At 63.6% G+C, this 13,057-nt stretch carries 11 protein-coding genes; 2 read left to right on the top strand and 9 right to left on the bottom strand.

What is annotated here, in order from left to right:
- Positions 1-143: 143 nt before the first annotated feature.
- The gene (gene erpA, locus L1277_RS14265; RefSeq protein ID WP_253377325.1) at positions 144-512 is read right to left on the bottom strand and encodes an iron-sulfur cluster insertion protein ErpA; all 369 of its coding nucleotides are present in this window, start codon (positions 510-512) and stop codon (positions 144-146) included.
- A gap of 102 nt (positions 513-614) precedes the next feature.
- The gene (locus L1277_RS14260; protein ID WP_253377323.1) at positions 615-2,033 is read right to left on the bottom strand and encodes a dipeptidase; all 1,419 of its coding nucleotides are present in this window, start codon (positions 2,031-2,033) and stop codon (positions 615-617) included.
- Positions 2,034-2,072: 39 nt separating this feature from the next.
- Here L1277_RS14260 and L1277_RS14255 point away from each other — a divergent pair, with 39 nt between their 5' ends.
- On the top strand, positions 2,073-2,663 hold the full coding sequence (locus L1277_RS14255; protein WP_253377321.1) for a DUF3043 domain-containing protein: 591 nt from the start codon (positions 2,073-2,075) through the stop codon (positions 2,661-2,663).
- 70 nt (positions 2,664-2,733) lie between these two features.
- Here the strand turns inward: L1277_RS14255 and L1277_RS14250 are convergent, their stop codons facing one another.
- From L1277_RS14250 to hisD, 3 genes are read right to left on the bottom strand one after another with little or no spacing between them, the layout of a single operon-like run.
- Positions 2,734-3,765, bottom strand: a complete 1,032-nt coding sequence (locus tag L1277_RS14250) for a quinone-dependent dihydroorotate dehydrogenase (RefSeq protein ID WP_253377319.1) — start codon at positions 3,763-3,765, stop codon at positions 2,734-2,736.
- Entirely contained in the window at positions 3,765-4,253 is a 489-nt protein-coding gene (gene nrdR, locus L1277_RS14245; protein ID WP_253377318.1) for a transcriptional regulator NrdR, read from the bottom strand. The genes L1277_RS14250 and nrdR overlap by 1 nt, the downstream gene beginning before the upstream one ends.
- A 46-nt stretch (positions 4,254-4,299) precedes the next feature.
- Positions 4,300-5,616: a histidinol dehydrogenase gene (hisD, locus tag L1277_RS14240; RefSeq protein ID WP_253377317.1), complete on the bottom strand. Its 1,317-nt coding sequence runs from the start codon at positions 5,614-5,616 to the stop codon at positions 4,300-4,302.
- Positions 5,617-5,696: 80 nt separating this feature from the next.
- On the opposite strand from hisD, the gene L1277_RS14235 reads away from it, so the two are divergent.
- The gene (locus L1277_RS14235) at positions 5,697-6,182 is read left to right on the top strand and encodes a flavin reductase family protein (RefSeq protein WP_253377316.1); all 486 of its coding nucleotides are present in this window, start codon (positions 5,697-5,699) and stop codon (positions 6,180-6,182) included.
- Here the strand turns inward: L1277_RS14235 and L1277_RS14230 are convergent.
- The 4 genes from L1277_RS14230 to lspA all read right to left on the bottom strand — a co-directional run bounded on the left by L1277_RS14230 (position 6,179) and on the right by lspA (position 13,057).
- Positions 6,179-7,828 (bottom strand): hypothetical protein, encoded by a 1,650-nt coding sequence (locus L1277_RS14230; RefSeq protein ID WP_253377315.1) that lies wholly within the window; start codon positions 7,826-7,828, stop codon positions 6,179-6,181. The genes L1277_RS14235 and L1277_RS14230 overlap by 4 nt on opposite strands.
- A gap of 79 nt (positions 7,829-7,907) precedes the next feature.
- Positions 7,908-11,426: a DNA polymerase III subunit alpha gene (gene dnaE / locus L1277_RS14225; RefSeq protein WP_256481722.1), complete on the bottom strand. Its 3,519-nt coding sequence runs from the start codon at positions 11,424-11,426 to the stop codon at positions 7,908-7,910.
- Between the two features lie 36 nt (positions 11,427-11,462).
- Complete coding sequence (locus L1277_RS14220) at positions 11,463-12,383, bottom strand: RluA family pseudouridine synthase (RefSeq protein WP_253377314.1); 921 nt, start codon at positions 12,381-12,383, stop codon at positions 11,463-11,465.
- Positions 12,383-13,057: a signal peptidase II gene (gene lspA, locus L1277_RS14215; RefSeq protein WP_256481721.1), complete on the bottom strand. Its 675-nt coding sequence runs from the start codon at positions 13,055-13,057 to the stop codon at positions 12,383-12,385. Before lspA ends, L1277_RS14220 begins: the two co-directional genes overlap by 1 nt.

Raw genomic sequence — 13,057 nt, 5'->3', positions numbered from 1 at the left:
GCTTTTAGTCTAGCCCGAATGGGGCTACCGCTCTCGACCATTTGCACCGTCATGGCCCGATTTCCGCCGGTCGCTGCGGGTTAAATGCGCCAGGGGACACGCCAGATCTGGCGTGTCCCCTGCACAAATTCCTGAAAAAGCGCCTAGTGGAAGCTGTCTCCGCACGCGCAGCTACCGCCAGCGTTGGGGTTATCGATGGTGAATCCCTGCTTCTGGATGGTGTCTTCGAAGTCGATCGAAGCGCCGTCGAGGTAGGGAACACTCATCTTGTCAACGATAACTTCGACGCCGTTGAAGTCAACGGTTGCGTCACCGTCGAGCACGCGCTCATCAAAGTACAGCTGGTAGATCAGTCCGGAGCAGCCGCCGGGCTGCACTGCCACACGGAGGCGAAGGTCGTCGCGACCCTCCTGCTCGAGGAGACTCTTTACCTTTGCGGCTGCGGCATCGCTCAGGCCGACACCGTGTGCGGACGTGGTGGGCAGGGTGGATGTCAGCGTTGTGTCGCTCATGACTCTCCTCGATCGTGGTCAAGCATGGTTCAAATCTGGCTTCAGTGTAATCCCTCAACCGGGCAAATCCCTGTGATGGGCAGAGTCGGTTCGCGCCGTTGCTCAGCGCGCCGTGGCGTTGAGTCGCGCGAGCAGGAGCGCCTCTGAGAGCACGGACCGGGCGAACACTCCGAGGTGAAGCGACTCATTCGGGCTATGCGCTCGTGAGTGCGGATCTTCGACGCCGGTGACGAGGATCTCGGCCGACGGAAAAACCCGTACGAGATCCGCGATGAACGGGATCGATCCGCCGACACCCAGCTCCACAGCGTCCACTCCCCACGCGTCTTTCATCGCGCGCTTCGCTTCGCCGAATGCCGGACCGGAGGTGTCCACGAGGAATGGGTTACCGAGATCGAGATCGTCGATCACAACCTCCGCTCCAAATGGAGTGTTCGACGCGACGTGCGCTCGCAGCGCGCTCGCGGCATCCGTTGCATCCTGTCCAGGAGCGATACGCACGCTGACCTTGACCGAAACCGCGGGTGAGAGGGTGTTCGATGCGCTTGCGACGCTCGGCGCATCGATGCCGGTCACGGTGATCGAGGGCTGGTTCCAGATGCGGGACAGGAAAGAGCCGGTGCCGAGGGGGGACACTCCGGGCAGCAGTCCGGTTTCGGAACGGAGCTGTTCTTCGGAGTAGTCAGGGGTTTGTCCGTCGTAGCTCGTCAGTCCGTTCACGGCGACCGAGCCCGCCTCGTCCCAGAAGCTGTTGAGCAGCCGAATGGTGGCCAGCATGGCATCGGGAACCGCTCCCCCGAACATGCCGGAGTGTGACGCGTGCTCCAGGGTGCGGACGGTGAGCCGGAAGGTGACGTTTCCACGGAGCCCGACAGTGATGGCTGGGGTGACCTCGTCCCAGTTGTTTGAGTCAGCGACGATGATCGCGTCGGCCGCGAGGGCGTCCTTATTCTCGACCAGGAAGTTCGCGAATGAGCGCGAGCCGAACTCCTCTTCGCCCTCGATGAAGAGCGCGAGCCCCAGGTCGAAGTCGGCACCGAGGACGTCCTTGAGGGCTCGGAGAGACGCAATGTGGGCCATGACACCGGCCTTGTCGTCGGCAGCACCGCGTCCGTAAATGCGGTCGCCGCGAACGGTCGGCTCGAACGGGTGGGAATCCCAGTCCTCGTCTTTTCCCGGAGGCTGAACGTCGTGGTGCGCGTAGAGCAGCACGGTCGGCGCTCCATTGCGAGCCGCGCGCCTGGCTATGACAGCCGGCTGGCCAAGTTCCTGCGTGTCGTCGATCGCGGCCTGCTTGATGGCGACGGACTCGAAGAGCCCCGTCTCCTCAGCTAACGCGGCGACAGCTTCAGCGCTCGCACGAACGTGCGACGGATCAAAGGCAGCCCACGACACGCTCGGGATTCGCACGAGGCGAGACAGGTCAGCGATCGTCGACGGCAGCTGCCCCTGCACAGCGGCGGTGATGTCGGTATCGAGAGTCTTCGGCTGTTCTGTGGAGTTTTCCGCGGGAGAGGTCATGCAGGTAATCTTAAGAGGTATCCAGCGCAAGGACCCACCGTGACCAAACACACTCCCGGCTCGCCCGCCGAGCCCACCATCGAAACCCCTGAGCAGACGGCAGAACGAATCGCCGCCGGCAAGGGGCGCCCCACTCCCACGCGCAAGGAGCGGGAAGCACTCAACAAGCGTCCGCTCGTGCCCGGAGATCGCAAAGAGGCGAAGCAGGCCGCGCGCGCGAAGCTGGCTGAGCAACGGGAGAAGCAGCGACTCGGGCTTGCCGCTGGCGACGAGCGTTACCTGCCTCAGAAGGACCGCGGTCCGCAGAAGCGCTGGGTGCGTGACTATGTTGACGCCCGGTTCAGCGTCGGCGAATTCCTCATTCCGGTGATGTTCGTCGTCATCATCCTGACCTTCATTCCGTCTCCTGAGATTCAGGTGTACGGCATGCTCGCACTGTGGGCGTTCTTCATCATCGCCCTGGCCGACTGCGTATTCCTGGGCTTCACCGTTCGCAAGAAGCTTCGCGCGAAGTTCGGCGCCGACAAGGATGAGCGGGGAGTTCGCTGGTACGCCGGCATGCGCGCCCTCCAGCTACGTGCACTGCGCTTGCCGAAGCCGCAGGTCAAGCGCGGCAACTACCCGGCGTAACTCACTCTCAGATCGAGAACCGCCTCATCGGAATTCCGGTGAGGCGGTTTTGCGTGTCATGCGCGTGCGGTTAGTGGGCTCGGAGACGCGAGAGCCCTCGGTTGATCTGGCGTGCCCACAACGGCCCGAGGTACAAAAACGCCGAGTATCCCTGCACGAGGGTGGCTCCGGCATCGAGGCGCTCGGCGACATCGTCAGCCGTTGACACTCCCCCGACAGAGATGACGCAGAGGGAACTCGGCACGACCCGTCGGATCACCCGCAGTACCTCGAGTGAGCGTGCGGCGAGCGGAGCCCCGGACAGCCCACCTGCACCCGCTGCGTCAATGACGGCCCGGTCGCTCACCAGTCCGTTGCGCGAGATCGTGGTGTTAGTGGCGATGATGCCGTCGAGCCCGCGCGAAACAACCAGTTCGGCGATGCGCACGACCTCATCGTCGCTCAAGTCGGGGGCGATCTTCACCAGGAGCGGGGTCGATCCGGCTTCCGCCTTCACCGCGGTGAGGAGCGGCGCGAGCTTGTCGAGCTCTTGCAGTCCACGCAAGCCCGGGGTGTTCGGCGAGCTGACGTTGACTACCAGGTAATCGGCGACCGGGGCAAGCAACTTCGTGCTGGTGAGGTAATCGTCGATAGCGTTATCGACCTTCACGACCCGGCTCTTGCCAATGTTGACTCCGAGCACCGGGCGGTGTGCGACGTGACGAATTTTGCTCAGCCGCTTCGAAGCATCCGCCGCTCCACCATTGTTAAAGCCCATGCGGTTAATCACGGCGCGATCGCGGACCAGGCGGAACAACCGTGGTGTCGGATTGCCGGGCTGGGAGTGCGCGGTCAACGTACCGACCTCCACGTGGCCGAAGCCGAGAAGCCCCAGCCCGATGACGGCCTTGCCATCTTTGTCAAAGCCAGCAGCGACACCGAACGGCGTGGGAAAGGTGAGCCCGAGGGTCGACACGCTGAGGTCGGTAGTCGGGCGGGTGTGCTTCCGGATCGCCGACGAGAGTCGCAGTTTGGGAAGAGCGCGAATCACGTCGAAGGCAAGGTGGTGAGCGAACTCAGGGTCGAGCTTCGACAGGACCGTTGCAAAGAAGAAGGGGTACATCAGCCCTCGACACTGCCCGTCGTCTCGGCTGCCGCGCCGGAGGCATGCTCAACGCGCAGCAAGGCGATGGCTGCTTCAAAGTCTTCCAGCGAGTCGAACGCCTGGTACACGCTCGCGAAGCGCAGGTAGGCGACCTCATCGAGTTCCCGCAGCGGGGTGAGGATGGCCAGCCCGATTTCGTTGGCATCGATCTGGCTGGTGCCGGTCTGGCGAATCGACTCCTCGACCTTCTGGGCGAGAACGGCGAGGTCAGAGTCGGTGACCGGCCGGCCCTGGCAGGCCTTGCGCACACCGGAGACCACCTTGTCCCGCGAGAACGGCTCGACCACACCGGACCGCTTGATCACGTTGAGGCTCGCGGTTTCGGTCGTGCTGAAGCGACGTCCGCATTCGGGGCATTGACGCCGGCGTCGAATGGAAAGCCCGTCGTCGCTGGTGCGGGAGTCGATGACGCGCGAATCGGGGTGACGGCAGAAAGGACAGAACATGAGGACTCCAGCTGGTAACGGATGCTTCGCGCGGTTCGGACAACGCCTAGGAGAATCGCACGGTGACGGCGGCACCGTGTGCGGGCAGCGCTTCTGCGCCACTGAGCGCAACAACCTGGGCAGCGACCTCTTCGAGCGCATCGCGGCCATAGTCAATGATCTGCTGCGGGCGCAGGAACGTGTACGCCCCCAGCCCTGACGAGAACCGGGCCTGACCGCCGGTGGGCAGCACATGGTTAGAACCGGCGAGGTAGTCGCCGACACTGACCGGCGAGTGGGCGCCCAGGAAAATGGCACCGGCACTCGTGATCGTGCTGAGCACAGCGCTGTTGTCCTCGGTCTGGATCTCGAGGTGTTCGGGACCGTAAGCGTTGCTGAACCGGGCAGCCGTGGCGAGGTCGTCCACAAGGACAATGGCGGACTGCTGACCACCGAGGGCTTCGCGCACTCGAGCGGAATTGGGGGTAACAGCTGCTTGCTCGTCCAGCTCACGAACCACCTGGGCAGCAAAGTCTGCCGATGTCGTGACGAGAAGTGACGCCGCAGCCTCGTCGTGTTCGGCCTGGCTGATCAGGTCCGCCGCGACGAAGCGCGCGTTCGCACTCGCGTCCGCGATGACGAGGATCTCGGTGGTGCCGGCTTCGGAGTCGATGCCGACGACGCCGCGCACCAGGCGTTTAGCCGCCGCGACGTAGATGTTCCCAGGGCCGGTGACCACGTCAACCGGTTCGAGTCCGAGGGAGGGGACGCCGTAAGCCAGTGCGCCAATCGCACTCGCCCCACCCATGACGTACACCTCGTCGATTCCGAGCAGACCGGCCGCTCCAAGAATTGTGGGGTGCACGCGCCCGCCGAAGTCGCTCTGCGCCGGAGAGGCCAGTGCAATGGAGGGAACACCGGCGACTTGCGCCGGGACGACATTCATGACCACGCTCGAGGACAGGGCCGCTTTCCCGCCCGGAACGTAAAGTCCGACGCGGTCGACGGGCTGCCAGCGCTGGTGCACTGATGCGCCGGGGCTCAGCGTCGTAGTCACCGGAGAGTGCAGTTGAGATTCGCTCGCGCGACGCACACGGTCGATCGACGCTTCGAGAGCGCTGCGCACCTCGGGATCCAGACCAGCGACAGCCGCGGCAATCTCGGCTGGTTCGACACGCACCTGAACGTTTTCGACGCGATCGAAGGCGGCCGCGTGGCGCTGGAGGGCCACCTCGCCGTCACGTCGCACCTCGCTGATGAGTCGTTCAGCGGCTTCGCTCGCTACCGCAATATTCACGACAGGTCGAGGGATGAGGTTCAGTAGTTCAGCGCGAGTAGGCTGAAGACCGCGCAGGTCGAGTGTGTGGATTGTGCTCTGGATCATGGCGATACCAGCCTATCGCCCGACGTCGCAAGGTCAGGCATTCGGCGCAGCTGAAAGGAACTCAACATACGATGAACCCCATGCAGGACGATCTCGAAGCGTTCAAAGCCGCTTTCCGTCGGCATGCTGCGGGAGTCGCAGCCATCACGGCCTTGGATGCCCAGGGAAAACCGGTGGGGTTCACGGCAACGTCGCTCGCTTCGTTGAGCGCCGTGCCTCCCCTGGCCACCTTCAACATGGCGCGAAGCGCGAGCAGTTGGCCCGCCATCGCTGAGACCGAGCGACTGGTCATTCACATGCTTGGGGCGCGAAACCGGTCGCTTGCTGAAATCATGAGCGGCGACAACGCGTCGCGCTTTGTCGGCGAACACTGGCATGAGGGAGCGCATGGGCTGCCGGTCCTCGACAACGTCACCACGTGGATGGTCGGGCGCATCATCGAACGATTCCCCGTCCACAACAGTGTCGTGGTCGTCGTGCAGATCGAGGGCGGCGATGTCGGCGCCGACGACGCCCCCCTGCTCTACCATGAGCGCCAGTACCTGCGCCCGGGCGAAGTTGCCTAACCTCGCATGATCCCGCCGAGCTGACGGAGGACGCCAACCCGTCCGTCGTCATGGCGGATGACAAGTTCACTGCCGCGGTCGACGATGGCAAGCGCCCACGCGCTGGGTCCGATCTCGAACACCGTCTGTCCCGATGTTTCGTCCACGACGGGAAGGGGCACCGGTGAGTAGACCCAGAACGGCTGGGCGGACACTGCCGGCGGCGTAGCGGCTGAGGCCGCGGCGTCAGGCACAGAGTCATCGATCCGTGACGTTTCGGTTTCGGCCGGCTCTTCAACCTGCGGTGGCTCAGACGAGCGAGTTGCTGGTTCCGGAGTGGGTATTTCGGCGTCACCGAGCGTTTCCTGCTCGGCGACGTGCCGTATCGCTGACACGGGAGCAGGCTCGTCGGCGAAATGGACCTCGTCGACATCGTCGTCACTCCGACGGGGCTGAGGATCGTCGCTCCCGGCAGCCGGCTGCGCCGAACTCGGGGGCTCAGTTGGCTGGGGCGACTCCGTGCGCGCCTCCCCTGTGCTGGGCTCAGCGTATAAGCCGCCGAGGCTCTCGTCATACGTCCCAGCGGGCTTGGGCGACCACCCTTTTCGGCGGTAGGCCGCGAAGTCTTCAGGACGAGCGTCTGCCGGTGTGAGTTGCACCGTGCCGGTGTTCTCCTGGCTGTAGGAGTGGACCTCCGCGCGCTGCGCGCTGTCCGGACGGACCGAACGCGGCCGGCGAGGAACCGGGTTCGCCTCTCGGGCAAGTGGGTGCGCTGAAATGTCTTCACGGCGTTCGAAGTCGTCCTTGAGCGGCGCTGTGAACGGTGCGAAAGTCGTCGGGACAAGGCTTGCGACGGCAAAAATAAGGCCGAGGATCAAGCCGGGTCCAGGCACAATCACATCGGCATCGCGGCCGAACGCGTTTCCTCCGAACCAGGCGGAGAAGCCCAGGAGAAGGAACAGGGCGCCCACGTAGAAGCCGACCGTCGCGATGGCCATCGCTGAAGCGAACTGGTCGACGGAGAGAGAACCGATCCGAATGCGGCGCGCAGGCTGCAGCCGGCGGAGCACCATCAGAGCGGCAGCGGCAGCGAGCAGGAGCGCACCGGGGATCGCGAGCCACGGCGCCGGCGCCCAGAGACTGGTGTATCCGAAGAGATCGGCATATACACCGCCGATGAACGGGAGGAAGGAGGAGATGAGAACGAGTGCGGCGAGGGCCACGAAGATCGCTTCACGCAGGGTGAACGGACCCACACCATACGCAACCCCGTTCTCGTTGACACGCGGACGGCGCGGCTTCGGCTGTGCCGGTGTGCCGAACTGCTGGGGCTGAGGGTACGAGGAATTCGGAGCACCATATTGCCGCGGCTGTGGGTATGCGGAAGCAGGTGCCGCATACTGCTGGGGCTGGCCGTACTGCTGGGGCTGGCCTGCCTGGGCAGGGTGCGGTTCGCCGACTCCCGGCCGGGCAACGTACTGGTGCTGCTCTGGGAAGCCACCCTGCGGGACAGACGGTTGAGCCGAGTACGGCTCGTGACCGGACGTCGCAGGATGCTCTGCTGGTTGAGCTGCCGGGAATGAGGCCCCTGCATCGTCGACACTCTGACCGGAGTCACGCGCCGGCGGCTGCTGAGGTTCGACGGGCGGGTTTTCGGGGTTCTTCATCACAGTTTCCTTTGATCACCGTGACGGGCACGGTCATTCCGACGAGGCACCACTGTACCCCGAACGGGTGCAGCCGATACTAGCCGAGGCAATTCGGCCCCAGCAACGACTTCAGTTCTCCGAAGAGATCGGGCGTCACTTTGACCGGATAGGGAATCTCAAACAGGCGCGCTGTGTCGCCGCGCACGAGCTTCAATCGCACCTCAGAATCACCGGAGTGACGCGTGAGGATGCCGCCAAGTTGGGTAACAACGTCTGTGGTCGCGCGGAAGTCCGGCATGGTGAGCGTGAGCGGACCGGTTGAGCCACCCTGTCCGGTCTCGGGCGAGAAGATGCTGTATGCGTGCAGGTTCATACCGTCGTCGCGCATGCTGACGCGGCCGCGCACGACAACCACGGAGTCGTTGACCAGCGTTGGCGCGAATTCTTGGTACGCCTTACCCATAAACATCACGGTGATTTCACCGCCGAAGTCTTCGACCTGGATCATCCCGTACTGGTTGCCCGAGGTCTTCGCAACTCGATGCTGCACGCTCGTCGTCAAACCGGCGATGGTGACGGTGTCGCCGTCTTCGGTGTGGTCGGATGTGAGCAGGTCGGTGATTGTCGTCGACGCGTGCTTGGCCAGTTCGAGCTCGAGGCCGGCCAGCGGGTGATCGGACACGTAGAGCCCAAGCATGTCGCGTTCGAAGGCGAGCTTGTCTTTCTTCGACCATTCCGGACGGTCCGGGATAGCTTCAGCCGACGCATCCAGCTCGAAAATGCCACCGAAGAGATCAACTTGGCCGTTCGCCTCATTGCGTTTGAGGCTGACGGCACTTTCAACCGCGTCTTCGTGAATTTCGATGAGTCCGCGTCGTGTGGCTCCCAGCGAGTCAAAGGCACCGGCCTTGATCAGGGACTCCATGGTGCGCTTGTTGGCGACCTGGAGAGGAACCTTGCGAAGGAAGTCGTGGAACGAGGTGAACTCCCCCTCACGCTCGCGGGTGGCACGAATCGCCTCGACGACATTGAATCCGACGTTGCGGACAGCGCCTAAGCCGAACCGGATGTCTTCACCGACGGCGGCGAAGAAGCCGATTGACTGGTTGACGTCAGGGGGGAGAACCTGGATGCCCATCCGCCGGCACTCGTTGAGGTAGACGGCGAGCTTGTCGCGGGCGTCGCCGACACTCGTGAGCAGCGCCGCCATGTACTCAGCCGGATAGTGAGCTTTGAGGTATGCGGTCCAATACGACACCACACCGTATGCGGCGGAGTGTGCCTTGTTGAATGCGTAGTCGGAGAACGGCAGGAGGATGTCCCAGAGAGCCTTCACTGCGGCATCGGAATAGCCGCGCTCGCGCATTCCGCCACTGAAGCCCTCAAACTGCTTGTCCAGCTCGGACTTCTTTTTCTTACCCATCGCACGGCGCAGAATGTCTGCCTGGCCCAGCGAGAAGCCAGCGACCTTCTGCGCGACGCTCATCACCTGCTCCTGATAGATGATCAGGCCATAGGTCTGGCCGAGAATCTCCTGGAGCGGTTCTTCGAGCTCGGGATGGATCGGAGTGATCGCCTGCAGGCCGTTCTTGCGTAAGGCGTAATTCGTGTGCGAGTCAGCACCCATCGGGCCCGGACGGTAGAGCGCAATGACGGCCGAGATGTCTTCGAAGTTGTCGGGCTTCATCGACCGCAGCAGGCTACGCATCGGGCCACCGTCGAGCTGGAACACACCCAGCGTGTCTCCGCGGGCGAGAAGCTCGTATGCCCCGGGGTCATCGAGCGGCAGCTCTTCGAGCTCGATGCGGTGACCACGGTTCGATTCGATGTTGTCGAGCGCGTCGCTGACAATCGTGAGGTTACGAAGCCCCAGGAAGTCCATCTTGATCAACCCGAGAGATTCACACGCCGGGTAGTCGAACTGGGTGACGATCTGGCCGTCTTGCTCGCGCTTCATGATCGGGATGATGTCGATGAGCGGGTCGCTCGACATGATCACACCGGCGGCGTGCACACCCCACTGACGCTTGAGGTTCTCAATGCCAAGCGCGGTATCGAACACCGTCTTCGCTTCCGGATCGGTCTCAACGATCGTGCGGAGGTCAACGGTTTCCTTGTACCGCGGGTGGGTCTTGTCGAAGATGCCCGTCAGCGGCACGTCCTTGCCCATCACGGGTGGCGGCATGGCTTTGGTGAGCTTGTCACCCATGCCAAACGGGAAGCCCAGGACCCGAGACGAGTCTTTGAGTGCCTGCTTCGCCTTAATCGTTCCGTAGGTGACAATCTGGGCAACGCGCTCGTCGCCGTACTTTTCGGTGACGTAGTGAATCACTTCACCACGTCGCCGGTCATCGAAGTCGACGTCGAAGTCGGGCATGGACACACGGTCGGGGTTGAGGAACCGTTCGAAGATGAGGCCGTGCACCAGTGGGTCAAGGTCGGTGATCTTCATGGCGTACGCGACCATGGAGCCAGCACCCGAACCGCGGCCAGGGCCGACGCGAATGCCGTTTTCCTTCGACCACTTGATGAAGTCGGAGACCACGAGGAAGTAACCGGGGAAGCCCATCTGCACGATGACGCCGGCTTCATAGTTGGCGCGGGTGCGCACGTCGTCTGGGATGCCGTTCGGGTAGCGAACGTGGAGACCGCGCTCGACCTCCTTGAGGAACCAGGTCTCCTCCGTCTCACCGGCGGGGACCGGGAACCGGGGCATGTAGCTCGCGCTCGTGTTGAACTCGACGTTGCACCGCTCGGCGATGGCGAGGGTATTGTCACAGGCCTCGGGGTGATCGCGGAACAGCTGTCGCATCTGCTCGGCCGACTTCAGGTAGAACTCGTCGGCGTCGAACTTGAACCGGTTGGGGTCGTCGAGTGTTGAGCCGGACTGCACACACAGCAGCGCGGCGTGCGCCTTGGCGTCGTGTGCGTGCGTGTAGTGGAGGTCGTTGGTCGCCAGGAGAGGCAGGTCGAGTTCCTTCGCCAGGCGGAACAGGTCGGTCATCGTTCGTCGTTCGACGTCGATGCCGTGGTCCATCACCTCGCAGAAGAAGTTGTCTTTGCCGAAAATGTCCTGGAACTCAGCGGCCGCCTTCTTGGCTTCGTCGTACTGCCCCAGCCGAAGGCGGGTCTGGATCTCTCCACCCGCGCAGCCGGTCGTGCCAATGACGCCCTTCGCGTATGTCGACAGCAGCTCGCGGTCCATTCGCGGCTTGAAGTAGTAGCCCTCGATCGACGCGAGCGACGACATCCGGAACAGGTTGTGCATGCCCTCGGTGGTCTCGCTGAGCAGCGTCATGTGCGTGTAGGCACCGCTACCCGAAACGTCGTCACGCCCCTGGCTGCTCGAGCCCCAACGCACACGCGTCTTGTCGCTCCGGTGCGTGCCTGGGGTGACGTAGGCCTCGGTGCCGATGATCGGCTTAATACCGGCTGCTGTCGCGGTACGCCAGAAGTCGAACGAGCCGAACATGTTGCCGTGGTCGGTGACCGCAACAGCGGGCATTTTCTCGGCGATGGCCGCATCAATGAGTGGTTTGACGCGCGCGGCGCCGTCGAGCATCGAATACTCGCTGTGGACATGCAGGTGAACGAACGAGTCGTCTGATGAGGTCAAGACTTCTCCGGGAAGCTGAGGGGCTGGACTACAAGCCTAATCCTCGCGGAGGACATCGAGAGCGTGTTGCAGGTCGGCCGGGTAGTCGGAGGTGAAGGTGACCCACTCCCCCGAGCCTGGGTGGTTGAACGACAGTTGGCGCGCGTGAAGCCACTGCCGCGTAAGTCCCAGTCGGGCGGAAATCGTCGGGTCGGCGCCGTACAGCGGATCTCCGACGCACGGATGCCGTTGGGCCGCCATGTGCACGCGGATCTGGTGTGTTCGGCCAGATTCGAGGTGCACCTCGAGCAGCGAAGCGCTCGGAAAAGCTTCCAACGTTTCGTAGTGCGTGACCGACGGCTTGCCGTCGGCCGTGACAGCGAACTTCCAGTCGTGCCTGGGGTGACGGCCGATCGGCGCGTCGATGGTGCCGGCAAGCGGGTCGGGGTGACCCTGCACGATGGCGTGGTACACCTTCTCGACGTCTCGGTCGTGGAACGCCCGCTTGAGCGCGGTGTATGCCCGCTCGCTCTTGGCGACGACCATGAGTCCGGTTGTGCCGACGTCGAGCCTGTGCACGATCCCGGCGCGCTCGGGCGCCCCTGACGTCGACACCGAATAGCCGGCGCCGGCGAGGGCACCGAGGACGGTCGGGCCGGTCCACCCCACCGATGGGTGCGCGGCGACGCCAACCGGTTTGTCGACGACGATGATGTCGTCGTCGTCGTAGATCACGCCGAGGTCACTGACCACAACGGGAACGATGACTGCTTCCTGCCTGGGGGCCCAGTTGACCTCGAGCCAGCCGCCGGCGCGCAGTCGATCGGACTTGTCGAGGATGCGGCCGTCGACGCTCACTCCACCGGCCTCAGCGACCTCGGCCGCGAAGCTTCGGGAGAACCCGAGCACTTTGGCCAGTCCGGCGTCCACTCGGGATCCGTCCAGCCCGTCGGGGATGGGAAGGCTGCGCGACTCCATCAGGCGGGCAAGTGCTTCGCGTCTGGGCTCGAGTCCGGCTGGGCCGGGGACTCGGGCGCGGAGGTGGTCGACGCTGAATCTGTCTTTAAGTCTCCACGTTCAGAACTGACGGCGTCTGAGCCTGGCAACGCCGTGGCATCCGCTTCAGGTTTTTTGCTGGAGACGGTTCGTGTGCCGTCCAGGTTGATGCCGCGCAGGGTGAGGATGATGAACAAGCCCATGCTCGACACGATGCAGACGTCGGCGACGTTGTAGATCGCGGGCATCATCCACGGAGTCGAGATGAAGTCGATGACGTGGCCCAGGCCGAACGACGGTTCGCGCAGGAGGCGATCGGTGAGGTTACCGAGAACCCCGCCGAGCAGGAGGCCGAAGACAACGGCCCAGCCGATCGAGCGGATCTTTCGCGCGAAAATGATGATGGCGACGGTGACGCCGGTAGCGAGGATCGAGAAGATCCAGGTACTGCCGGCAGCAAGCGAAAACGCCGCCCCCGGGTTCTTGACGAACTGCAGGATGAGCAGCTCGCCAAGAACCGGGACCTGCTCGCCGAGCGGCAGGTTGGTGACGACGAGGTGTTTCGTGAATTGATCGAGCGCCAGCGCCGTTCCCGCGAGGACCGCGAGAACGACGAGCGCTCGAGCACTGGAAGTACCAGTTGGTGTCTTGGGCAA

Origin of the sequence: Okibacterium sp. HSC-33S16 (assembly GCF_024171565.1) — a bacterium.
Classification (GTDB): domain Bacteria; phylum Actinomycetota; class Actinomycetes; order Actinomycetales; family Microbacteriaceae; genus Mycetocola_A.
This window is presented reverse-complemented; position numbering and strand designations above follow the sequence as displayed.